The sequence below is a fragment of the Nonomuraea sp. NPDC049649 genome (genome assembly GCF_040675175.1).
Taxonomy (GTDB): domain Bacteria; phylum Actinomycetota; class Actinomycetes; order Streptosporangiales; family Streptosporangiaceae; genus Nonomuraea.
The window spans coordinates 336,523-359,840 of the sequence record NZ_JBFAOH010000003.1 but is presented as its reverse complement, the minus strand read 5'-3'; the positions used below and the strand labels follow the sequence as shown (position 1 = coordinate 359,840).

At 71.8% G+C, this 23,318-nt stretch carries 19 protein-coding genes; 6 read left to right on the top strand and 13 right to left on the bottom strand.

Translation table 11 applies throughout. The features are described from left to right. Nucleotides 1–13: 13 nt before the first annotated feature. The 9 genes from AB0J42_RS06920 to AB0J42_RS06880 all read right to left on the bottom strand — a co-directional run bounded on the left by AB0J42_RS06920 (nucleotide 14) and on the right by AB0J42_RS06880 (nucleotide 6,965). Nucleotides 14–1,501 carry a cation acetate symporter gene (locus AB0J42_RS06920; protein WP_364289746.1) on the bottom strand — a complete coding sequence of 496 codons (1,488 nt, stop codon included), beginning with the start codon at nucleotides 1,499–1,501 and terminating at the stop codon, nucleotides 14–16. Beyond that, nucleotides 1,498–1,878, bottom strand: a complete 381-nt coding sequence (locus AB0J42_RS06915) for a hypothetical protein (RefSeq protein WP_364289744.1) — start codon at nucleotides 1,876–1,878, stop codon at nucleotides 1,498–1,500. Before AB0J42_RS06915 ends, AB0J42_RS06920 begins: the two co-directional genes overlap by 4 nt. A 52-nt stretch (nucleotides 1,879–1,930) precedes the next feature. After that, nucleotides 1,931–2,680 carry a LytTR family DNA-binding domain-containing protein gene (locus tag AB0J42_RS06910; RefSeq protein WP_364289742.1) on the bottom strand — a complete coding sequence of 250 codons (750 nt, stop codon included), beginning with the start codon at nucleotides 2,678–2,680 and terminating at the stop codon, nucleotides 1,931–1,933. Nucleotides 2,681–2,713: 33 nt separating this feature from the next. Continuing rightward, complete coding sequence (locus AB0J42_RS06905) at nucleotides 2,714–3,892, bottom strand: histidine kinase (RefSeq protein WP_364289740.1); 1,179 nt, start codon at nucleotides 3,890–3,892, stop codon at nucleotides 2,714–2,716. A 3-nt stretch (nucleotides 3,893–3,895) separates the two neighbouring features. Next, nucleotides 3,896–4,309, bottom strand: coding sequence for an HIT family protein (locus tag AB0J42_RS06900; RefSeq protein WP_364289738.1), 414 nt, complete (start codon nucleotides 4,307–4,309; stop codon nucleotides 3,896–3,898). 32 nt (nucleotides 4,310–4,341) lie between these two features. After that, complete coding sequence (locus AB0J42_RS06895) at nucleotides 4,342–5,277, bottom strand: YihY/virulence factor BrkB family protein (protein WP_364289736.1); 936 nt, start codon at nucleotides 5,275–5,277, stop codon at nucleotides 4,342–4,344. Nucleotide 5,278: 1 nt separating this feature from the next. Then, nucleotides 5,279–6,328, bottom strand: a complete 1,050-nt coding sequence (locus tag AB0J42_RS06890; RefSeq protein ID WP_364289734.1) for a DUF3618 domain-containing protein — start codon at nucleotides 6,326–6,328, stop codon at nucleotides 5,279–5,281. After that, nucleotides 6,325–6,705 carry a phage holin family protein gene (locus AB0J42_RS06885; RefSeq protein WP_364289732.1) on the bottom strand — a complete coding sequence of 127 codons (381 nt, stop codon included), beginning with the start codon at nucleotides 6,703–6,705 and terminating at the stop codon, nucleotides 6,325–6,327. Before AB0J42_RS06885 ends, AB0J42_RS06890 begins: the two co-directional genes overlap by 4 nt. 95 nt (nucleotides 6,706–6,800) lie before the next feature. Beyond that, nucleotides 6,801–6,965 (bottom strand): hypothetical protein, encoded by a 165-nt coding sequence (locus AB0J42_RS06880; RefSeq protein WP_364289730.1) that lies wholly within the window; start codon nucleotides 6,963–6,965, stop codon nucleotides 6,801–6,803. A gap of 66 nt (nucleotides 6,966–7,031) precedes the next feature. Here AB0J42_RS06880 and AB0J42_RS06875 point away from each other — a divergent pair, with 66 nt between their 5' ends. After that, nucleotides 7,032–10,061 carry a DEAD/DEAH box helicase gene (locus AB0J42_RS06875; protein WP_364289728.1) on the top strand — a complete coding sequence of 1,010 codons (3,030 nt, stop codon included), beginning with the start codon at nucleotides 7,032–7,034 and terminating at the stop codon, nucleotides 10,059–10,061. Next, nucleotides 10,061–10,816 (top strand): SWIM zinc finger family protein, encoded by a 756-nt coding sequence (locus AB0J42_RS06870; protein WP_364289726.1) that lies wholly within the window; start codon nucleotides 10,061–10,063, stop codon nucleotides 10,814–10,816. Before AB0J42_RS06875 ends, AB0J42_RS06870 begins: the two co-directional genes overlap by 1 nt. Before the next feature lie 46 nt (nucleotides 10,817–10,862). Here AB0J42_RS06870 and AB0J42_RS06865 read toward each other — a convergent pair whose 3' ends face one another. The 3 genes from AB0J42_RS06865 to ctaD form a co-directional block, all read right to left on the bottom strand. Then, the gene (locus AB0J42_RS06865) at nucleotides 10,863–11,801 is read right to left on the bottom strand and encodes a diacylglycerol kinase family protein (RefSeq protein WP_364289724.1); all 939 of its coding nucleotides are present in this window, start codon (nucleotides 11,799–11,801) and stop codon (nucleotides 10,863–10,865) included. 82 nt (nucleotides 11,802–11,883) lie between these two features. Next, nucleotides 11,884–14,592, bottom strand: a complete 2,709-nt coding sequence (locus tag AB0J42_RS06860; protein WP_364289722.1) for an immune inhibitor A domain-containing protein — start codon at nucleotides 14,590–14,592, stop codon at nucleotides 11,884–11,886. A gap of 212 nt (nucleotides 14,593–14,804) precedes the next feature. Then, on the bottom strand, nucleotides 14,805–16,487 hold the full coding sequence (ctaD, locus tag AB0J42_RS06855) for a cytochrome c oxidase subunit I (protein ID WP_364289720.1): 1,683 nt from the start codon (nucleotides 16,485–16,487) through the stop codon (nucleotides 14,805–14,807). Nucleotides 16,488–16,666: 179 nt separating this feature from the next. Between ctaD and AB0J42_RS06850 the strand changes: the two genes are divergently transcribed. Continuing rightward, nucleotides 16,667–17,872, top strand: a complete 1,206-nt coding sequence (locus AB0J42_RS06850) for an aminotransferase class I/II-fold pyridoxal phosphate-dependent enzyme (RefSeq protein ID WP_364289718.1) — start codon at nucleotides 16,667–16,669, stop codon at nucleotides 17,870–17,872. Here the strand turns inward: AB0J42_RS06850 and AB0J42_RS06845 are convergent, their stop codons facing one another. Further along, nucleotides 17,873–18,451 (bottom strand): hypothetical protein, encoded by a 579-nt coding sequence (locus AB0J42_RS06845; protein ID WP_364289716.1) that lies wholly within the window; start codon nucleotides 18,449–18,451, stop codon nucleotides 17,873–17,875. Nucleotides 18,452–18,505: 54 nt separating this feature from the next. Here AB0J42_RS06845 and AB0J42_RS06840 point away from each other — a divergent pair, with 54 nt between their 5' ends. From AB0J42_RS06840 to AB0J42_RS06830, 3 genes are all read left to right on the top strand, one after another. Continuing rightward, on the top strand, nucleotides 18,506–19,867 hold the full coding sequence (locus AB0J42_RS06840; protein WP_364289714.1) for an FAD-linked oxidase C-terminal domain-containing protein: 1,362 nt from the start codon (nucleotides 18,506–18,508) through the stop codon (nucleotides 19,865–19,867). 162 nt (nucleotides 19,868–20,029) lie between these two features. Continuing rightward, the gene (locus AB0J42_RS06835; protein WP_364289712.1) at nucleotides 20,030–22,609 is read left to right on the top strand and encodes a protein kinase; all 2,580 of its coding nucleotides are present in this window, start codon (nucleotides 20,030–20,032) and stop codon (nucleotides 22,607–22,609) included. Nucleotides 22,610–22,657: 48 nt separating this feature from the next. After that, on the top strand, nucleotides 22,658–23,284 hold the full coding sequence (locus tag AB0J42_RS06830) for a TetR/AcrR family transcriptional regulator (protein ID WP_364289710.1): 627 nt from the start codon (nucleotides 22,658–22,660) through the stop codon (nucleotides 23,282–23,284). Nucleotides 23,285–23,318: the final 34 nt, after the last annotated feature.

Here is a 23,318-nt window from a genome sequence, read left to right as displayed (position 1 = left end):
GCCGCCCGCCCTGCTAGGAGGAGCGGGGCCGCCAGTCGCCGCGGTCGAGGTCGAGGTTCTCCGGGGTGTGCAGCCGCACCATGATCGTGGCGACGCTCCTGGGCACGCGGTGCGGGGTGCTGAGCGACACCACCACCATCACCAGGAACGCGATGGGCACCGTCCAGGCCGCCGGCTGGGCCAGCAGGGCGCCGAGCACGCCCTCGTACGGACCGCCGGTGATCGTGACGAGCACGGCGAGGCAGGCCAGCCCGCCCCCGCAGTAGAGCCCGGCGAGCGCGCCGGTCGTGGAGAGCCGCCGCCACCAGATGCCGAGCACCAGCAGCGGGCAGAACGACGAGGCGGCCACCGCGAAGGCCAGCCCGACCACGTCGGCCACCGGCAGCGCCCGCGCCCACAGCGCCAGCGCCAGCGGCACCGCGACCGCCATCAGCGTGGCGATCCGGAACGAGCGCACCCCGCCCTTGAGCAGGTCCTGGGCGATCACCCCGGCCACGGAGACGGTGAGCCCCGAGGAGGTGGACAGGAACGCGGCGAACGCCCCGGCCGTCACCAGGGCCGTCAGCAGGTCGCCGAGCGTGCCGCCGATCATCCGGGCGGGCAGCGTCAGCACCACCGTGTCCGTGCGGATCAGGTCGGGCGTGTACAGCCGGCCGAGCCAGCCGTACACGGCGGGCAGCAGGTAGAACGCGCCGAGCAGCGACAGCACGACGAGCGTGGTCCGGCGGGCGGCCCGCCCGTCGGGGTTGGTGTAGAAGCGGACGAGCACGTGCGGCAGCCCCATCGTGCCCAGGAACGTGGCCAGGATCAGCGAGTACGTCGAGTAGACCCCGTACTCCCTCGGCCCGCCCAGCGGGGTGAGCCAGTGACCGGTGTCCGCGGCGGAGAGCGGGGGCGCCCCGTCGGCGTTCCAGGCGAGCAGCAGGAACACCAGCGGCACGCCCAGCGCGGTCAGCTTCAGCCAGTACTGGAACGCCTGCACGAACGTGATGGACCGCATGCCGCCCGACAGCACGTTGAGCACCACCACCCCGGCGACCAGCAGCCCGCCCGCCCACACCGGCGCGCCGGTGATCGTCCGCAGCACCAGGCCGGCGCTCTGGAACTGCGGCATGAGGTAGAGCCAGCCGATGAGCACCACGAGCACGCTGGCGCTGCGCCGCACCACCATCGACTCCAGCCGCGCCTCGGCGAAGTCGGGCAGCGTGTAGGCGCCGGAGCGGCGCAGCGGCGCCGACACCAGCACGAGCAGCACCAGGTAGCCGCCGGTCCAGCCGACCGGCAGCCAGAGCATGTCGACCCCGTACGACAGGATGAGCCCGGCCACGCCCAGGAACGAGGCCGCCGACAGGTACTCGCCGCCGATCGCGGAGGCGTTCCAGAGCGGGCTGACGGTGCGGGAGGCGACGTAGAAGTCGGAGGTGGTGCGGGAGACGCGGATGCCGAACGCGCCGATGAGCACGGTCGCCACCACGACGATGACGACGGCGGCCAGGCTCATGTACGGTCGACCAGGTCGGCGAAGTGGCGCTCGTTCCGTTCGGCCTGGCGCACGTACAGCCAGGCCCCCAGCACGAACGCCGGATAGATCAGCCCCGCCAGCACGGCCCAGGGCAGCGGCACCCCGAGCAGATGCACCTCGGCCAGGTCGGGGATGAGCAAGAACAGCAGCGGCAGCCCGCACACCACGCAGAAGAGCACGGTGCAGACGAACATGGCGAGCCTGAACTGGGTGCGCAGCAGCGAGCGCATGTAGACCTCGCCGAGATGCGTCTGCTCGTCGATCTCCCGGGTGGCCGGGTAGCGGGGGCGGCGCGTGGCGGAGGTGCGCGGGCTGGTGACCACCACGCGGCGGTGGTGACGGGACTCTGGGCTCACTGAGGTCTCCTGGGGCAGTGGCTCACTGGGATCTCCCCATCCGGGGCGCGGCTCATTCAGGCCTGTTCCGCCTGGCTCGGCGGACCAGCAGGTCACGCAGCTCGCGGGTGTGGCGGCGGCTGACGGGGATCTCGGTGTCACCGACCCGGACCGTGCACTTGCCGGAGTCGATGTGCAGCTCGACGATGTGCTTGACCGCGACCAGGTGGCTGCGGTGCACCCGGACGAAGCCGGACGCCGCCCACCGCTCCTCCAGCGTGGCCAGCGGGATGCGCACCAGGTGGCTGCCGGTGGCGGTGTGCAGGCGGGCGTAGTCGCCGTGCGCCTCCACGTACAGGACGTCCGCGCTGGAGACGAAGCGCGTCACGCCGCCCAGCTCGACCGGGATCGTGTCGGTCTCGGTGCCGTCGACGGTCACGTCGGCCGAGACCGCCACCCGCCTGATCGCCTCTGCCAGCCGTTCCGGGCGTACGGGCTTGAGCAGGTAGTCCTCGGCCTTGATCTCGAAGGCGTCGACGGCGTGCTCCTCGTACGCGGTCACGAACACCACCCGGGGCGGGTTGGCGAACTGCGACAGCAGCCTGCCCAGCACCACCCCGTCGAGGCCGCGCATCCTGATGTCGAGGAAGACCGCGTCGATCGGCCTGCCCTCGGCGATGGCGCGGTCGAGCAGGCGAAGCGCCGCGGCGCCGTCGCGCGCGGTGGCCACCTCGCCGATCCGCGGGTCGGCGCGGAGCAAGTACGAGAGGTCCTCCAGGGCCGGAAGCTCATCATCGACCGCGAGAACCCGAAGTTGCGCCATGTACAGTGATAAAACCGACAACAAAGATCCAGGTCAACGGGCTGAGACGCCTGGGTGATACTTCGGCAACCTGACGTTGACCTTCGTGCCCGCGCCGCGGCCCGTCTCGACCACCAGACCATACTCGTCCCCGTACACCTGGCGCAGCCGGAGATCCACGTTGGCCAGCCCGACGCCGCCCGCCGGGACGATCTCACCCGCGAGGATCCGCCGCAGCCTGTCGGGGTCCATGCCGAGCCCGTCGTCCTCGACGCTGATGCGGCACTCGGCGCCGGCGTCCTCGGCCGTGATCGAGATCCGGCCGACGCCGTCCTTGCTCTCCAGCCCGTGCCGGACCGCGTTCTCGACCAGCGGCTGCAGGCACAGGAACGGCACCGCGACCGGCAGCACCTCCGGCGCGATGCGGAGCGTCACCTGAAGCTGGTCGCCGAAGCGGGCGCGCTCCAGGATCAGGTAGCGGTCGATGGAGCGCAGCTCCTCGGCGAGCGTGGTGAACTCGCCGTGCCGCCGGAAGGAGTAGCGGGTGAAGTCGGCGAACTCCAGCAGCAGCTCCCTGGCCCGCTCCGGGTCGGTGCGGACGAACGAGGCGATCGTGGTGAGCGAGTTGTAGATGAAGTGCGGGGAGATCTGCGCGCGCAGCGCCCGCACCTCCGCCTCCATCAGCAGCGTGCGGGACTGGTCGAGCTCGGCCAGCTCCAGCTGGGAGTCCACCCAGCCCGCCACCTCCTGGGCGGCCCGGACCAGCCCGGCTGAGGCGTGCTGGCCGTAGGCGGCGAGCGTGCCGACCACCCGGTCGTCGGTCGTCAGCGGCACCACCACGGCCTGCCGGACCGGGCAATCGAGCAGGTCGCAGGAGATGCTGAGCACCTGCGTACGGCCGTCCTCCAAGGTGGCGCGGGCGTGCCCGAACGCCTCCCCCGCGTGGTGCTCGCCCTCGCCGTCGTACACCAGCAGCCGCTCGCCGTCGGTGATGGCCAGCGCGGGCGAGCCGAGCAGCCGGCGCAGATGGCGCGAGGCGCGCTCGGCGCCGTCGGCGGTGAGCCCGGCCCGCAGCGGCGGCCCGGCGAGCGAGGCGGTGTGCAGAGTCTCGAACGTGGCGCGCTCGGCCGGGCTGGTGCCGAGGTCGCGCCGGCCGCGCATGACCTGCCAGAGCACGAGAGCGGGCACCGTCACGATCGCCGCCACGACCGCGATGCCGATCACGAACCCCACGGCTCACCCCGCGTCGAGCGCGCCGGCGACCCGGCCGGCGTAGTCGCGTGCCTCCTCGGGGGAGGCGTACTTGGTGCGCGGCCAGAAGAAGCCGCGCAGGCCGTCCTTGAAGTTGCGCGGCACGACGTGCACGTGCAGGTGGGGGACGCTCTGGCTGACGCGGTTGTTCATCGCCACGAAGGTGCCCGCGGCCCCCAGGCCCGCCTCCACGGCGCGGGCCACGGCGCGGACCCGGCCGAAGAACGGGCCGACGTCGGCGAGGTCGGTCAGCGTCTCGACGTGCGTCCTCGGCACGACGAGCACATGCCCTTTGAAGAGCGGGCGCGCGTCGAGGAACGAGACGGCCACCTCGTCCTCGTGCACCAGGGTGGCGGGCCGTTCCCCGGCGATGATCTCGCAGAACAGGTCGGTGCTCACCGGCGCACCTTACTGCACGGGCCGCCCGCTCCTCAGCCGGGCAGCTCCCCGGGCTTCGGCGGGTCCCGGGGGACGGCGTACGGCTCCTGCCCGACGGGCCTGCCCTCGGCCACCCGGCGCTCCCGGATCAGCTCGGCGTCCAGCTCGGCGCCGAACAGCAGCGCCATGTTGGACAGCCAGAGCCAGATCAGGAAGACCACGACCGCCGCCAGCGTCCCGTACGTCTTGTTGTAGGAGCCGAAGTTCGCCACGTACAGGGCGAAGCCGGTCGAGACGAGCACCCACAGCACGACCGCCAGCAGCCCTCCGGGCGTCAGCCAGCGCACGCCGGGCTGGCGCACGTTCGGCGCCGCCCAGTACAGCACCATGATCAGGCCGACCGCGATGAGCGCCAGCACCGGCCATTTGACCACGTTCCAGACGGCGACCGTGGTGCCCGTCAGGCCGAGCGCGTCACCGGCGACCCGGGAGAGCTCGCCGGTGAGGGTGACCGCGACGGCGGCGGCGGCCAGCAGCACCATCAGCATGATCGTGAGGCCGAGCCGGAGCGGGGTGAGCTTGTAGAAGGGGCGGCCTTCCTCGATGTCGTAGATCTCGTTGCAGGCCCGGATGAAGGCGGCGATGTAGCCGGACGACGACCAGAGCGCCACCGCCAGGCCGATGACCGCCACCAGGCCCGGCCGGTCGAACTGCCGCACACCCTGGAGGCCCTGGGTGAGCAGGTCGCGCACCTCGGCGGGGGCGAGGGTGACCACGTTGCCGACGAGCGCGCCCGCGTTCTCCTGGCCGAACAGGCCGAGCAGCGACACGAGCACGATCAGCGCCGGGAAGACGGACAGCACCGCGTAGTAGGTGAGCCCCGCGGCCAGGTCCTGGACGCGGTCGTTGCGGAACTCCAGGACGGTTCTCTTGGCGACGTGCCACCAGGACCGGCGTGACAGATCGGCGGGGCTCTCCGGTCTCGCCACGTCAGAAGCCCTGGAAGTACCACCTGGCGCGGTGCGTGCTCCGCCGCCTGACCGGGCGGCCTGTCCAGTCCGGGGTGACCGAGCCGGTCCAGACCCAGCTGACCACGCGGTCTGTCCAGTCCGGGCTGATCGGGCGACCGGTCAAAGCCCGGCTGATCGAGCGGGGTGTCCATGCCCGGCCGGCCGAGCGGCGTGTCCAGCCCCTGCTTGCCGGGCGATGTGTCCAAGCCCGGCCGATCGGGCGGCCTGCCCAGGTCCGGCCGGCTGAGCGGCCTGTCCGGGTCCGGCTGATCGAGCGGTCTCTCCTGGCTCGGGTCACGAGCACGGCCGCGACGGCGGCGGTCAGCGCCATCAGCAGCAGCGTGCGCTTCTGCGCGGGCCCGGCCCGGTCCTTGAGCTGCAGCGCCCTGCCGGACACCTCGGCCGCCGCGCCCTTCGTCGCACCGGGCACCTCACCGGCCCTGGACTTGGCCGTGCCCGCCTTGGACTTCGCGGTGCCGGTGATCCCGGCCGCCTTCGCCTTGGCGGTGGCCGCCATCTCCCCGGCCCGCTGCCTGGCCGATCCGGCCGCGTCGGCCGCGCGGCTCTTGACGTCCGCCTTGCGGGCCAGCGCGCTCACCGTGTCGCCGAGCTCGCGGCGGGTCTCCCTGATGCTCTCGCGGACCCGTTCCTCCTCGTCCAGGTCCTCCCCGCCGTGGCGGCGCGGGTGACGGGCCCGGTGGCCGGTCGCGGTGCCGCCGTCGCCGGTCTGGTAGGGCGTGGTCGACTCGGGGAGCCGTCCGCGGGTGCCGCCGCCGCCGCTCAGCGCCTCCTCCTCGGCGGCCCGCGCCCGGATCGCGTCCGTGCGGTCGTCGGGCTCCAGCGTGTCGGGGACGAACGTCTCGTGCGGCGTCCGCCGGGCCTCCGCCTCGTACGCGTTCTCGGCCGCGCCGGGACGGGTGGGCGGCACGTTGACGGACTCGGGGTCGGTCGCGGTGCCGATGGTGGCACGGCGCGAGCCCACCTCGCCCGCGTGCTGGTCGTCGGAGTACCCGGGGTTCGTCTCGCTCATCGGTGTGCCCCCTCCTTCACCGCGCCGATGTCGGCCTTGACGCTCGCGATCGTCTCCTCGGGGACGGGCGGGACGGACCGCTGAACCTGCTTCTTGCCCGCCAGACCCAGCACCGCCGCCGCGGCGAGCAGCACCACGGCCACGATCGCGGCCGCCAGCCACGCGGGCATCACCAGCGCGAGGAGCAGCACGACGGCCGTCACGAGCAGGGCACCGCCGAGGAATGCGATGACGCCCGCGGCGCCGACGGCTCCCGCGCCGATGCCGGCGCGCTTGCCCTTACGCGTGATTTCCAGCCTGGCCAGCCGGAGCTCGTCCCTGACCAGCCGGGAGACCTGCTCGGACAGGTCGCTGACTAGTTTCTGGGTGTCGTTCACGAGGTCGCCTCCTCCGTCGAGGAGTGCGCCTACCCACCGATCCCCGCTTCTATCACGCGCCCGCAGCCGTCAGAAGGCGCGTCTGGCCTGGGGTTTCAGCGCTTGGGGCCGCGCAGCAGCAGGTCGACGACCCGCACGATGGGCGGCTTGGGGGTGTCGCACCAGTTGCCGGGCTGCTTCGGCTTGCTCCACGGAGAGGGGAGCTCGCACGAGGGTCCCGGCGGCTTCGGTCGCTCGCACCACGATCCGGGAGGCTTCATACCTCCAGTCTACGTTTCCGGGGCGCGATGGTGAGCTGGGTCACCGGCGGCAGGTAACCTGCCTGGGTGCTGGTGGTACACGGCGTGTGGGCGGGGGACGGGCTGGCCTTCTGGGCGGAACGATCCGTCCGTGCAGGCGGTTCCGGTCTTCATCCGTACGCGGCGACGGCTCCCTCGCTGTGCGAGGCGCTGGGGGTGGACGGGGCTCAGCGGGAGCTGACGCTGCTGCTGCCGGGGACCGCCAAGGAACCGCTGCCCTCCCCCGAGACGGGCCGGGCGCCGACCACTTCCCGGCCTAGGCTGCGGGCCTGGCGTGTGCCTGCCGTGGTGCCCGCCGTCATCACCGCGCTGGAGGTGGTGGGCGCCTATGACGGCAGCGCCACCGTCCGTTACTGGGCCGCCATCGCCGATTTCGCCCGCGATCTCGTACGACGCGGCCGGGTGATTCCGCAGATCGTGCCGGAAAAGGCGACCCGAGACCCTGCGCACGGTGACCCGGCACAGCGGGCTGGGGAGCCGGGCGGCGCTGGGTTGTGGCGGGCGGTGTGGGAGCCGATGGTGACACGCGGAGACGCGGCGTACTTCCGGGAGCTGGCGTCGGCGATGCCGCCCGCGTGCCGTACCTCGGAGGTGGAGCGGGCTTCCGGGGAGGTGCTGTGGCAGGCGCTGGGGGTGTTCGCCGACGCGCTGGTGCGTGAGGCGCTGGATGAGCCGCTCGCGGAGCGGGCGGGGACGGCTCGTGAGCGGTGGCTGGCCGCGCTGACCGGTCCCGACGGCTCGTGCCCGGAGGTGCCGGGGCTGCGGGAGGAGCTGGAGCGCTGGCGCGAGGCGGTGATCGGCGCCGAAGGGGCGGTACGGGTGTGCTTCCGGCTGGTCGAGCCGGTGGAGGAACACGACGGCGCGTGGCGGGTGGAGGAGGACGACATCCGGGCCGCGGGGGCCGACGGTGAGTGGCGGATAGACCCGGCGGCGCAGGAGGTGGAGAGGGGCGGCGGTGAGTGGCGGGTGGAGCTGGCGTTGCAGGGGGTGGAGGACCCGAGCCTGTACGTGCCCGCCGCGAAGGTGTGGGGCGGGGAGCCGGTGGCCGGGGTGGCGGGGCCGGAGGGGGAGCTGCTGGCCGGGCTGGGGCGGGCGGTGCGGCTGTATCCGGGGCTGGAGCGGGCGTTGCGGGTGGCCGAGCCGGGTGAGCTGGTGCTGGACACCGCGGGCGCGTTCGGGTTCCTGAAGGAGGCGGCGCCGCTGTTGCAGGCCGCCGGGTTCGGGGTGCTGCTCCCCCGCTGGGCGGGGCGGAACCGGCTGGGGCTGAAGGTGACGGCCCGGAGCAGGGGGCCGGGGGCGGTGGCCGGTCAGGGGCTGGGGCTGCGGGAGCTGGTCGGCTTCCGGGTGGATCTGGCGGTGGCCGGGGAGACGATCGGCGAGGCGGAGCTGGCCGAGCTGGCCCGGCTGAAGGTGCCGCTGGTGCGGGTGCGCGGCCGGTGGGTGGAGCTGGACGAGCGGCAGCTGGCCGCCGCGCTCCGGGTGGTGGGCGGGGAGCGGGCCGGGGAGGCGCCGGCGGCGGAGCTGCTGCGGCGGGTGATCAGGGACGACGGGGAGCTGCCGCTGCTGGAGGTGGACGCCGACGGGGTGCTCGGCGACCTGCTGTCGGGCGAGGCGGAGCGGCGGCTGCGGCCGGTCCCGCCGCCCGGAGGCATCGAGGCGGTGCTCCGCCCGTACCAGGAGCGCGGGCTGGCCTGGCTGAGTTTCCTGTCGGAGCTGGGGCTGGGCGGGGTGCTCGCCGACGACATGGGGCTGGGCAAGACGATCACGACGCTGGCGCTGCTGGTCCACGAGGGGCGGGGGCCGACGCTGCTGGTGTGCCCGATGTCGCTGCTGGGCAACTGGCAGCGGGAGGCGGCCCGGTTCGCCCCGGGCCTGAGCGTGTACACGCATCACGGCCCGGGGCGGGACCCGGCGCGGCTGGGCGAGGCCGATCTGGTGCTGACCACGTACGGCACCGCACAGCGGGACCTGGCGGCGCTGCGGGAGGTCTCCTGGCGGCGGGTGGTGTGCGACGAGGCGCAGGCGATCAAGAACAGCGGGACGCTCCAGGCTCGGGCGGTGCGGGCGATCCCGGCGGCGCACCGGCTGGCGCTGACCGGCACCCCCGTGGAGAACCACCTGGCCGAGCTCTGGTCGATCATGGAGTTCGCCAATCCGGGGCTGCTGGGGACGCGGGCCGGGTTCCGGGAGCGGTTCCAGGAGCCGATCGAGGCTCGGCAGGACGAGCAGGCGGCGCGGGCGCTGAGGCGGGCGACGGGGCCGTTCATCCTGCGGCGGGTCAAGACCGACAAGTCGGTGATCAGCGACCTGCCGGAGAAGCTGGAGATCAAGGAGTGGTGCCCGCTCACCACCGAGCAGGCCTCGCTTTACCAGGCGGTCGTGGACGACATGCTGGGCAGGATCGACGGCAGCGAGGGGATCGAGCGGCGCGGCCTGGTGCTCGCGACCATGGCCAAGCTCAAGCAGGTCTGCAACCATCCCGCCCACCTGCTCAAGGACGGCTCCCGGCTGGCGGGCCGGTCGGGCAAGCTGCAGCGGCTGGAGCAGCTGGCCGAGGAGATCCTGGCCGAGGGCGAGAAGGCGCTGCTGTTCACCCAGTACGCCGAGTTCGGCGGCATGCTCCAGCCCTACCTGGCGCGGCGGCTGGACCGGCCGGTGCTGTGGCTGCACGGCGGGCTGCCGAAGAAGGCCCGCGACCGGCTCGTGGACCGCTTCCAGGAGGACGGCGAGCCGATGCTGTTCCTGCTGTCGCTCAAGGCGGCCGGCGTCGGGCTCAACCTGACCGCCGCCAGCCATGTCGTGCACATCGACCGCTGGTGGAACCCGGCCGTGGAGGAGCAGGCGACCGACCGCGCCTTCCGGATCGGGCAGCGCAAGAACGTGCAGGTCCGCAAGCTGATCTGCGCCGGGACGCTGGAGGAGCGGGTGGACGAGCTGATCGAGCGGAAGAAGGAGCTGGCCGAGCGGGTGGTGGGCGCCGGCGAGGACTGGCTGGCGGACCTGTCGACGCGGGAGCTGCGCGAGGTGTTCCGGCTGGCGCCGGAGGCGGTGGCGTGATGCGGTACGGCAGCCCGATCAGGGTCGAGGGCGGCATCCGGGCGCGGTCGAGGCGCGGCTCGATCGGGTCGGCGTGGTGGTCGCGGCGGTTCATCGACATCCTGGAGCGGATCTGCGACCGGGGGCGGCTGTCGCGCGGGCGCGGTTACGCACGGGCCGGGCAGGTGCTGTCGATCGACCTGTCGCCGGGCCTGGTCTCCGCGTCGGTGCAGGGCTCGCGGCGCGAACCGTACGAGGTGACGGTCGGGATCGAGGCCTACGGCGAGGAGCGCTGGGAGGTCCTGGAGCGGGCGATCGCGGAGCAGGCCGTCTACCGGGCCAAGCTGCTGGCCGGGGAGATGCCGGAGGAGATCGAGGAGCTGTTCGCCGCGCTGGGCGTGGATCTGTTCCCGCGCGATCTGGACATGGACTGCTCGTGCCCCGACTGGGGGTTCCCGTGCAAGCACGTGTCGGCGGTGCTCTACCTGCTGGCGGAGGCGTTCGACGAGGACCCGTTCCTCGTGCTGGCGTGGCGCGGGCGGGGGCGCGACGAGCTGCTGGGCTCTCTCGCCGCCCGGCCCGCGGCAGGGCCCCCGGGCGTGGCCGACGTGCCGTTCGCGGAGCGGCTGGCCGACTTCTACGAGCCGGGCGGCAGCGCGCGCCCGCCGGAACGCCGCCCGGCGGCGGCCGGGCTGCTGCCGCGGCTCTTTCCTCCGCCCGCGGACCTGGCGGATGCGCTCACCGCCGCCTACCGCCGGCTGGGCGGGGAACGCTGAGGTCGGCGCCGATCGCCCCCTCCCCCGCCGCGAAAGGTTGTAGAGGTCAGCGGTCTTCGAAGTCGGGGGGCACCATGACGCGGACGCCGTTCGGGACCACGCGGAGCCGTATCGGGGTGCGCAGCCGCACCTCGCCGTCGACGTCGGCGGCCATCGGCGGGTCGGTCTCCAGCAGCATCTCCCGGCCGATCACGAACGGGCCGCCCGCCAGGCTGCGCCACCGCCCGGTGGTGGCGCGGGCCAGCGTCTCGACCAGCAGCCGCAGCTTCTTGCCGGAGCCGAGCTGGTAGGCGACGAGCATGCCGTCGTCGATGCTGATGTCGCGGGCCACCTGCCAGCCGCCGTGGAAGCGGCCGTTGGCGATGTTGAGCTGGTGGGTGAGCAGCTCGTGGCGCTGCCCGTCGACGGTGATGTAGGCGCGGAACGGGCGGTGGCCGGGCAGGATCGTGAGCGCCGTCAGCGGGTAGGCGGGCCGGCCCACCCAGCGCTTCAGCCACGGCCGGACCTTCCCGGCCACCTCCACCGACACCCCGAAGCTGGCCAGGTTGGCGAACGGCCGCTCGTCGGCCAGGCCCAGGTCGATGTCGGCGACCTTGCCGGTGGCGAAGACCCGGATCGCGCTGGAGAGGTCGAGCGGCAGGCCGAGGCTGCGGGCGAAGTTGTTGGTGGTGCCGAGCGGCAGCACGCCGAGCGCCACGTCGCGGTGGGCGACGTGGCGGACGGCGGAGGAGAGCGTGCCGTCGCCGCCGCCGACGATCAGCAGGTCCGGGCCGGTCGCCAGGGCGGTGTCGAGCAGTTCGCGCAGCCGTTTCGGGTTGTAGACGCCGATCTCGGCCAGCGGTTCGAAGCCCAGCTCGTGGAGCTGGTCGATCACCTCGAAGTAGTGGCGGCGGCCGCGCCGTGAGCGAGTGTTGATCACCACTGCCACGCGCCGATCCTTCAGGATCGCCGCTGTGTGCTCGGCTTTGGTGCGCAGTTCGCTCATGGTCGACAATCGTAGGCGCAGCGGGCGCCGGCTCCGGACGGCCGCGGGTTACGGCCGTCCGGAGATCAGGATGGGGGGCTGGTCACTTCTTCGGCGGGGTGACCTGGACGATGGCGCCCAGGTTGCCGGGAAGCGGGGCGACCAGCTTGATCCGCACGCCCAGGGCCTTGCCCTCGTCGCCGGGGTCGCCGGAGCCGAGGACGTGGCCGCCGCCGATGTCGAGGCCGTAGAGCTCGGTGGCGGGGGTGCCGTCGACGTTCACCACGCGGGTGCTGTACGGCTGGTCGTCCTTGGCCGGGATGACGGTGGAGGCGTCGAAGTCCCGGTAGTACAGGCCGCCGTCCTGCACCTCCAGGCCGGGGTACCAGGTCTTGGCGTCGGTGAACTCCTTGACGCCCTTGAGCGCCTTGACCTGCGTGCAGTACTCGCTGAACGGCTCGCCCGGCCCCTCCAGGCACTCCTTGAACGGGTAGGTGTTCCGGAACGAGAACGCCGCGTTGGAGGTCTGGGTACGGCCTTCCATGTTCTTGTGCCGGGTCGGGTCCTTCTCCGCCGCGGCGCCGGTGCGGCGGAGCGGGTCGAAGTGGGCGTCGACGAGCAGCAGGGTGCCCTTGGCGCCGATGCTCGGCGCCGACTCCAGGTTGGTGACGAGCACGTTGTTGGTGTACGTGGAGTCGCGGTACCAGACGAGCAGGCCGGGCGCGTTGTACTTGACCTTCTCCACCTTCCAGGCCCCGTCGCGGGAGTACGTGGTGTCGTAGGCGTACTGCAGGCCCTTGTCGAAGCCGTCGAAGTTGCGCCACTCGGCGAGGTAGAAGCGCTGGATCTCGCGATCGCCGTTGTTGATCGTCCAGCCCTGGCCGCTGGTGTTGGTGAAGGTGCCGCCGGAGGCCCGCCAGCCGTTCTCGCCGCCCTCGACGTCGTCGCTCCACACCACCGTGCCGTCGCTGACGAGTTCGAAGTCGTCGGCGTGCCAGCCGCGCGGGGTGAAGGCGGCGTCGGTGTTGTACACCAGCCGCAGCTTGATCGTCTGGCCTGCGTACGGGGTGAGGTCGACGTAGTCGTGCCGCCAGCCGGGGGTGTCGCCGGTGATGCCGTACTTCTTGTCGCCGTAGGTGGCGAGGTTCTTGTTCGGGTCGGGGTAGTCGTCGGGGGTGGTGATCTCGTTGCCGGCCTCGTCGAAGACCTTCTGCTGGGCCCAGGTCCCGCCGCCGTCGGTGGACACCTCGACGAAGCCGAAGTCCCAGTCGGACTCGATCTCGTAGTTGTTCCACATCCAGAACCGCACCTCGGACCCGGCGGGCACCTCGACGTCGCGGGCCACCGAGATGTCGGCCCACTCCTGGTCCATGCCGGACCACCAGGCGTTGCTCCCGCTGTGCGGGTCGATCATCTTGAGCGGTTCGGAGGCCAGGTTCACCCGGACGCCGTCCTGGGTGAGCTTGGGCGTGCGCGAGGCCTGGCCGACGGTGACGAGGCCGCGGCGGTCGCCGGGGTCGAACACCTTGGGGTCGGCCCAGCCGAGCACCCACTTGCCCCACAGGCCCATGTGGGTGGGCATGGACTGGAAGATCGGGCCGGAGTGGGAGCCGCTGGACATCAGGTCCCAGAAGTCGACGGCGGAGCTGCCCGCGCCGGAGGTGTCGTACAGGTCGGGCAGGCCGAGGTCGTGGCCGTACTCGTGGGCGAAGACGCCGACGCCGGCGTCCTCGGGCTGCACGATGTAGTTGGAGATCTTCAGGTCGGTGCCGGGCACCTGGTAGCCGCCCGCGACGGCGCTGGAGTGCGCCCAGATGGCGTAGGTGCCCTCGGCGCCGCCGTCGGCGGACTTGTCCTTGCCGGCGTGGACCAGCACCAGGTGGTCGATCACGCCGTCCGGCTCGGCGAAGTCGCCGTCGCCGTCGGCGTCGGAGACGTCTTCGAGGTCGTAGTCGGCCCACGGGAAGTCGGGCTGGGCCTGGGCGAGCGCGTTGACGGCGTCGATGGCGAGCTGTCCGGGGCCGAGCGGGTTGTCGGGGTGGCCGGACATGTCCTGGGGTGCGCCTCCGCAGGCCGCCGCACCGTACCAGGCCTCGGAGTGCGGGACCTTGAGCCAGCCGACGGCGGAGCCGGTGACGGAGTAGGCGCCCTTGGACATCTCCTCGTACATCTTCTTGAGCGTGAAGCCGGAGACGTCGATGCCGGGCCTGCCGTCGCGGGGGTCCTTCAGGTCCTTGCGGACGCGTTCGGTGATGCCCCGGTCGGTGTAGAGCATCTTGTTGAAGTGCTCGGGGCTGAAGTCCTGGACCCAGAAGGAGTTGTTGTCCTTGTGGGGCAGGGTGGCCGGGTCGGGGATGTTGTTGTGCAGGGGGCCGTTCTTGAGGGTGCCGGGCGGTTCGACCACGCAGTCGTCGGGGGCGCTGTCGACGGTGCGTAACCGGTTGTAGCCGGAGAAGTCGTCCCCGGCGTTCTCGTCGAACTCGACGAGCAGCGTCAGGAGCTTGGCTGTTCTGGTCTGCTTGGACTTCTTGAAGATGAAGTCGATGGGGTTGCGGCCGGTCCTGAGGGCCTCCGCCTCGCGGGCGGCGAGCACCCGCGCGGCCGCTGGGTTGCCCAGGCTGTGTTTCTGGTCGATCTCCCGTGCCCGGGACCGCGAGCGCCGGTTGGCGCCGGGGGCTCCCGGCTCCTCGGGCGTGGCCTCGTCCCGGGGCGGGGCGTAGTTGATGTAGTAGTCGGACGGCCCCGGGTCGTAGCGCGCCACGGAGGACGCTTGCGCGCTGGGCGCCGTCAGGGTGGCGCCCAGCAGGGCCACTGCCGGGATCGTGACTAAGAGACGCGACTTTCCATACACCGAGTACCCCTTCCGCCCGGGGTCGCCGGGCCATGGCCGGTGGATTGGGCAAGCCGGACGGTAGACCCGAAATAAACTACGAGTAAAGACGCGCGTCGATATGTGACAAAATCAAGACATTCACCACAAGAGTTACGGCACGCTCAACTAAGCCGTCGTCGAACAGCCGAAGATCAGCCCTCCAGGCGCCTGCGCGCCTCGTGCGCTTCTTTCAGCTCCGGCTTGCCCTCCGGCGGGTAGTGCAGGTCGAAGGCGGGCCGCTCCGAGCGGATGGGCGGAATGTAGGAGAAGTTGTGGCGGGGCGGCGGGCAGCTCGTCGCCCATTCGAGGGAGTTGCCGAAGCCCCACGGGTCGTCGACCTTCACCCAGCGCGGTTTGCGCGAGGTGATCCAGACGTTGTAGAGGAACGGCAGCGTGGAGGCGCCGAGCAGGAACGCGCCCGCCGAGGAGATCTCGTTGAGCGTCGTGAAGCCGTCACCGGCGGAGTAGTCGGCGTAGCGGCGCGGCATGCCGAGCGCGCCCAGCCAGTGCTGCACCAGGAACGTCAGGTGGAAGCCGATGAACAGCGTCCAGAAGTGGAGCTTGCCGAGCCGTTCGTCGAGCATCCGGCCGGTCATCTTGGGCCACCAGAAGTAGAAGCCCGCGAACATGGCGAACACCACGGTGCCGAAGACCACGTAGTGGAAGTGCGCCACCACGAAGTAGGAGTCGGTGACGTGGAAGTCGAGCGGCGGCGAGCCCAGGATGACGCCGGTCAGCCCGCCGAGCAGGAACGTGACCAGAAAGCCGATCGCGAACAGCATGGGCGACTCGAAGCTCACGTGCCCGCGCCACATGGTGCCGATCCAGTTGAAGAACTTCACCCCGGTCGGCACCGCGATCAGGAACGTCATGAACGAGAAGAACGGCAGCAGCACCTGGCCGGTGGGGAACATGTGGTGCGCCCAGACCGTCATCGACAGCCCGGCGATGGCGATGGTCGCCCCGATCAGGCTGATGTAGCCGAAGATCGGCTTGCGGCTGAAGACCGGGATGACCTCGGTGATGATCCCGAAGAACGGCAGCGCGATGATGTACACCTCGGGATGGCCGAAGAACCAGAACAGGTGCTGCCAGAGGATCGGCCCGCCCGTGACCGGGTCGAACACGTGCGTGCCGAACCGCCGGTCCGACTCCAGCGCGAGCAGTGCGGCGGCCAGCACCGGGAAGGCCATCAGCACCATCATGCTGGTCAGCAGCACGTTCCAGGTGAAGATGGGCATCCGGAACATCGTCATGCCGGGCGCCCGCATGCCGATGATGGTGGAGATGAAGTTGACCGAGCCGAGGATCGTGCCGAGACCGGCCAGGGCCAGCCCCATGACCCACAGATCGCCGCCCACGCCGGGCGAGTAGGCCGCCGAGGAGAGCGGTGTGTACCCGAACCAGCCGAATTCGGCCGCGCCGCCCGGGGTGAAGAACCCGCTCACCGCGATCAGGCCGCCGAACAGGAACAGCCAGTAGCTGACCATGTTGAGCCGGGGGAAGGCCACGTCCGGCGCGCCGATCTGCAGCGGCATCACCACGTTCGCGAACCCGGCGAAGAGCGGGGTGGCGAAGAGCAGCAGCATGATCGTGCCGTGCATGGTGAACAGCTGGTTGTACAGGTGCGCGTCGGTGACCTGCAGCCCGGGCGCCAGCAGCTCGGCCCTGATGACCAGCGCCATGACCCCGCCGACGAGGAAGAACCCGAACGAGGTGATCAGATACAGATAGCCGATCACCTTGTGGTCGGTGGACGACAGCCAGGACGCGAGCCTCGTCCCGGTACGCCGGCGCCTGACCTGCTCGATCGACGGTTCGCGAACGGTGGTCACGGCTGCTCCCTCCATCAGAGGAGTGCATCTCTACCCATTCCACGCCAGCGATCGCGTCACGTGAAGCCGTTTGCGAAAGATTGCCGGTGAGCGCCGTTTTCTCGGATGGCGGACTCCGTGCCGGCGCGGCCCGCGGATCTTCTATCCTTCGGTAGCGACCCGATCGGAGGAGAAGACCTGTGACCGCTTCCCGTGAATACGCCGCCCTCGCCGAGCGCGGGCTCAAGCTCGATCTCACCAGGGGGAAGCCGTCGCCGCGTCAGCTCGACCTCTCCAACGGCATGCTCCGCCTGCCGGAGTCCTACCACACCGCCGACGGCACGGATGCCCGTAACTACGGCGACCTCCAGGGCCTGCCCGAGCTGCGCGAGCTGTTCGGCCCGCTGCTGCAGGTGCCGCCGGAGCAGCTGGTGGTGGGCGGCAACGCCAGCCTGGCGCTGATGCACGACACGGTGGTGCACGCGCTGCTGAGCAGGCTGCCCGGCGCCGCCCGCCGGTGGGTGGAGGAGCCGGAGATCACCTTCCTGTGCCCGGTGCCCGGCTACGACCGCCACTTCACGATCTGCGAGCGGCTCGGCATCACGATGGTGGCGGTGCCGATGGGCCCCGGCGGCCCCGACATGGACGTCGTCGAGCGGCTCGTCGCGGCCGACCCGCGGGTCAAGGGCATGTGGTGCGTGCCCAAGTACAGCAACCCGTCGGGCGTCGTCTACAGCGACGAGACCGTGCGCCGGCTCGCCGCCATGCAGACCGCCGCCCCCGACTTCCGGATCTTCTGGGACAACGCCTACGCCGTCCACCACCTCACCGACACCCCGGCCGAGCTGGCCGACCTGCTCGCGCTCTGCGCCGAGCACGGCAACCCCGACCGGGTCTTCGTGTACGGCTCGACCTCCAAGGTGACGCTGGCCGGGGCGGGCGTGTCGTTCTTCGGCTCGTCCCCGGCGAACGTCGAGTGGTTCCTGGCCAACACCCGCAAGCAGTCGATCGGCCCCGACAAGCTCAACCAGCTGCGCCACGTCGAGTTCCTGCGCGACGCCGACGGGGTGGCCGCCCACATGCGCCGCCATGCCGAGCTGATCGCGCCCAAGTTCGAGCTGGTCGAGCGGGTGCTGTCGAAGGAGCTGGGCGGCCTGGCGAGCTGGACCAGCCCGCAGGGCGGCTACTTCATCAGCCTGGAGGTGCCGCACGCCGCCGAGGTGGTGGCCAAGGCCAAGGCGGCCGGCATCGCGCTCACGCCCGCCGGGGCCACCCACCCGTACGGCAAGGACCCGGAGGACCGGGTGATCCGGATCGCGCCGACCTACCCCGAGCTGGAGGAGCTGGAGCAGGCCATCCTCGGCCTCACCGTCTGCGTGCGGCTGGTGGCCGGGGAACGCTCCTGATCAGCGGGTCGCGCGGGAGCGCCGGAAGCCGAAGATGTACTCGCGCGTCTCGTGCGGGTGGAAGGTGACGTCGACCCCGGGCTCGAAGGCGACGTTGTCGCGGGAGCAGTAGCAGAGGCTCTCCCAGACGGCGTACGCCTTCTCCCGGGCGGGCGCCTCGGCGACGTCGCGCTTGCGCGCCCCGTACGCGCCGAGCACGAGCAGCAGCCCGACCCCCCAGAACACGCCGGTCAGGCAGAACGGGGCGAGCAGCACCTCGGTCCAGCCGGTGAACTTGCCCATCGCGATCACCAGTGACGCGACCAGGTGGAGCAGGGCGGCCAGGCCGAGCAGGAGGTAGCCCTGGTTCCTGGTCCAGGGCGTGTAGTGGCGGCTGGGGAACGACAGCCAGACCGCGAGCTGCGTACGGCTCATGAGGTGTTTCGACGCGCCCAGCGCGGCGCGGGCGGGCAGGTCGGCGACCTCCCGTTCGCCCGGCAGCCTGACCCTGCCGATCCGGTAGGTCGTCCCCGCGGCCACGACCCCCGGAACGGCCCTGACCTGGTCTGTCAGCCCGCACGCCGGACACTTCACTTCCACCCGCCGCAGTCTCTCCGTAAAACGACACTCCATGCAAACCGTAAGGTTCTTCATGTGAGACCCATCGACACGCTGGTGAGATCCCTGCCCGAAGGCCGGGTCGTGACCGACCCGGACGTCATCGACTCCTACGCCCGCGACCGCACGTTCGTGCAGCCCGGCAAGCCTCTCGGCGCGGTGCTGGCCCGCTCCCGCGACGACGTGGTGACCACGCTGCGCTGGGCGAGCGAGCACCGGGTCCCGGTGGTGCCGCGCGGCGCCGGCACCGGGCTGGCGGGCGGGGCCACCGCGGGCGACGGCGCGCTCGTCCTCTCGCTGGCCAGGATGGACGCGATCAGGGAGCTCTCCCCCGCCGACCAGATCGCCGTGGCCGAGCCCGGCGTGATCACCGCCGATCTCGACAGGGCCGCCCGGGAGCACGGGCTGATGTACGCGCCGGACCCTTCCTCGTACGAGATCTCCACGATCGGCGGGAACCTGGCGACGAACGCCGGCGGGCTGCGCTGCGTGAAGTACGGCGTCACCCGCGACTCGGCGCTCGGGCTGGAGGTGGTGCTGGCCGACGGGCGGATCCTGAACACCGGGCGGCGCACCATGAAGGGCGTCACCGGCTACGACCTGACCGGGCTGTTCGTCGGCTCGGAGGGCACGCTCGGCGTGATCACCGCCGCCACCCTGCGGCTGCGCCCGGTTCCGGCGTCGGAGCCGGCCACGTTCGCGGCCGAGTTCGGCTCGCTGCGCGACGCGGGCGCGGCGGTGTCGGCGATCATGGCGGCGGGGTGCCAGCCGTCGCTGATGGAGCTGCTCGACCGGGCCACGCTGGAGGCCATCGACGACTGGCGCAACATCGGCCTGGAAGCGGGCACGAACGCCATGCTCATCGGCCAGTCCGACGCCTCCGACGCGCAGGCCGTCGCCGCCCGCATGGAGGAGCTCTGCCTGGCCAACGGCGCCACGTTCGTGGCGGTCTCGTCCAGCCCGCAGGAGACCGCGGAGCTGATCGGGCTGCGCCGGATGGCCTACGAGGCCAAGGAGCGGCTCGGCGCGTGCCTGGTCGAGGACGTGTGCGTGCCGCGCTCGGTGCTGCCCGACATGATCGGCGCGATCGAGGCCGCCGCCGCCCGGCACGGCGTGCGCATCTGCACGGTCGCGCACGCCGGCGACGGCAACCTGCACCCGACGTTCATCTTCGAGCACGGTACGAGCGAGCCGCCGCCCGAGGTGTGGGCCGCGGCGGACGAGGTGTTCACCCGGGCGCTGGAGCTGGGCGGCACGCTGACCGGCGAGCACGGCGTCGGGGTGCTCAAGCAGCGCTGGCTGGAGCTGGAGACCGGGCCGGTGGCGCGGGAGGTGCAGCACGGCATCAAGGCCGTGTTCGACCCGCTCAACATCCTGAATCCGGGCAAGGCGATCTGACGGTTCACCAAGACGTGACCTCTGTCACGATCAAGACAACGACCTGCGCAAAAACACTGACATGTACCCGTCAGACCTGAAAGATATTCCTGGTAGGGGCACATACCAAAATTCACACTGGTAGCGTTTTGCCCCAGGGTTGAGTCTGTATGGGGGTCCGGGGTGAGTCAGTTCCAGCCGTTGATGGCGGACGACCCGCAACGGCTGGGCGCGTTCGAGATCGTCGCCCGGCTCGGGGAGGGCGGCCAGGGTGTGGTCTACCTGGGCAGGACCGCGTCAGGCGAGCAGGTCGCCATCAAGCTGCTGCACAACGCGCTGACGGCCGACCAGGACGCCAGGAACCGCTTCCTGCGCGAGGTGGCCGTGGCCCAGCGGGTCGCCCGGTTCTGCACCGCGCCGGTGCTCCACGCCGACCTGGAGGGCAGCCGGCCGTACATCGTCAGCGAGTACGTGCCCGGCCCGTCCCTGCGCGAACTGGTGATCAACGAGGGCCCGCGCCGGGGGGCGGCGCTCGAACGGCTCGCCATCAGCACCGCGACCGCGCTGGCGGCCATCCACCGGGCGGGCATCCTGCACCGCGACTTCAAGCCCGCCAACGTCCTCATGGGCCCGGAAGGGCCGGTCGTGATCGACTTCGGCATCGCCCGCGCCCTCGACGCGCCCGGCGCGACCGCCACCGGCATGGCCATGGGCACCCCCTCCTACCTGGCGCCCGAGCAGCTCACCGGCAGCGCGCCGGTGTCGGAGGCGGCGGACGTCTTCGCGTGGGGCGTCACCGTGGTGTACGCCGCCACCGGCAAACCGGCCTTCGGCGCCGACTCCATCCCCGTGGTGATGAACCGCATCCTCCACCAGGAGCCCGAGCTGGGCGGGATGGAGGGGCGGCTGGCCGAACTGGTCTCGCTCTGCCTGTCCAAGGACCCGGCCCAGCGGCCTACGGCCGACCGGCTGATCGTCGAGCTGACGGGCCAGCCGGCCCCGCACGCCGCCGTCGAACCGGTCCCCGGTCCCGGAGTTCAGACCCCCGGCCCCGGGGTTCAGACTCCCTACGAGCCTGCCCCGTACGGCCCGGCCCCTGGAACGCATCAGGTCCCCGCCACCGGCGCCTTCGCCCCGAACCACCCCGAAACCAGCCACCCCGGCCCGGCCCACCCCGGCACCCCGGGCCAGCCAGGCACGGCGCACCCGGACGCGGCCCGCCCCGGCTCTCCGGCCCAGCCTGCGGCCGGCCACCCGAGTGCCGCCCACCCCGGCGCCCCGGGCCAGCCTGGGACAGGTCACTCAGGCGCGGCACACCCCGGCACCACGGGCCAACCTGCGGCCGGTCACCCAAGCGCGGCACACCCCGGAGCACAGCCCGGAGTTCCCTGGACGCCTGCGGCCGCGGGTGACGCCATGCCGCATACGGGCGCGTACGGTCCGACAGGCCCCGGCGCCCCCGAGACCACCGGCGGCGCCGCAGCCCCAGGCGGACATCCGGCGACGCCCGGCCACCCCGGCATGGGCGCGCAACCCCCGTTCCCCGGCGCACAGCACCCGGGCCAGCCCACCCCGGGATACACGGGCCCCACCGCGCCCGGTCAGGGCCAACACGGGCCGGGAGCGACCGCGCCGGGCCAGGGAACTCTCCCGCACGGCGCGCCGGACACGACACCCGGGACCGCAGGCCAGAACGCTCCTCAGTACGGCGCACCGGACGCAGGTCCGGGTGCGTACGGCCCGCAGGGCGGTCCCGGTTATCCGGGAGCCGCAGGCCAGGGCGGTCCCTCGTACGGCGCGCAGGACGGTGCCGGTTACCCGGCGCAAGGACAGGGTGTCCCGTACGGCGCGCAGGATTCCGGGTACGCGGCGGCCGCCGCTCAGGGTGGCCCCCCGTACGGACCGCAGGAGGACGCCGCGCCTGGTCAGGGCGGCACTCCCCCGTACGGAGCACAAGAGGGTGCCGAGCCGGGTGCCAAGCAGCGGCGGACGCTCACGTTCGCGCTGTCCGGGGCCGCGGCGGCGGCGCTGCTGGTAGTGGCCGGTGCCGTGGTGGTGCAGGCCAACGCCAAGACGCCGGTGAGGACGGTGGACAACGCCAGCACCTCCACGCCGGTGGCAGAGGTCCAGCCGACCCCCGACGACGCCTTCTCGCCGATCCCGACGCCGGATCTGGCGGAGCCCACCCCGACCAGGACCAGGAAGAAGCGGCCCGACGAGAGCTCCGCCCGGCCGGACACGGTCACCGTCCCCAGCTACCGCCCGTCGAGCAGCACGCCGTCGCCGTCCCCGACGAAGACGAAGAAGCGGAAGAAGAAGCAGGACAACCTGGTCGACCCGGAGCTCGAGCCGACGACTCACCCGACGGGCAGCGGCGAGCAGACGCACCTGCCGCTCAAGCCGCGTCCCAAGCCGCTGATCAAGAACACCACGAACGTGGTCGCCGTCTGCGGCACCGGGTACAAGGTCATCAACCAGCGGAAGCTCGCCGACAAGTCCGGTAAGGACACCGCCGTGGTCTACCTGCTGTACCACAGCGGCCAGGGCAAGAACTGCGTGGTGACCAAGTCGCTGTACGTCAACAGCGACAAGCCGGTGATGAACGCCCTCCTCCAGGTGAAGGGCGGCTCGAAGGCCGAAGACCCGGGCCGTTACACCAAGTACGCGGGCCCGGTCCGCCTGGCCGCGAAGAAGAAGTGCGTCATCTGGGGCGGCTCGTTCGCGGGCGTGACGTGGAAGTCGGGCTGGAGCCACTGCTCCTGACGAGGGGCGCCCTTCTCTCCGGACGGGGTTCGCGCTACCGTTCCTGACGTGATCGTCAAATCGCTGACCGAGCGTGGCAAGCGGACGCGCGCCGCCCTGCTGCGCGCGGGCCGCGACGCGTTCGAGGAGTCCGGCTACGACGCGGTACGGGTCGACGACGTGTGCGCGCGGGCCGGGGTGTCGCACGGCACGTTCTACACGTACTTCCGCTCCAAGGAGGCGCTGTTCGCCGAGGTGGCGGAGGCGGCGGTGGGCGAGCTGTTCGCGGCGAGCGTGGTCGGCCCGTCGGCGCCGCGCGACCCGTACGCCCGGATAGCCGCCGCGAACCGGCTCTACCTGCGGGCCTGGACGGCGAACTCGCGGCTGGCGCGGACGCTGGAGCACGCGGCGACGGTCGACGAGCGGTTCGGCGGCCTGCTGCTGGAGCTGCGCGAGGTGTTCGTGCGGCGCGGCGAGGAGGGGCTGCGGCGGCTGCAGGAGGAGGGCCTGGCCGACCGGTCGCTGGACCCGAGGCTGACGGCGATCATGCTGGGCGGCATGGTGGAGAACTTCGCGCACGTCTGGCTGGATCTGGGCGAGCGGGCCGACGAGGAGACCGCCGTGGACCATCTCACGCGGCTGTGGGCGCGGGCCATCGGGTTGACGCCGCCGTCAGGTTCGGAGGCGGGATCGTGATCGTCAGCAGGCTCGACACGGGCTCCGGCGACTA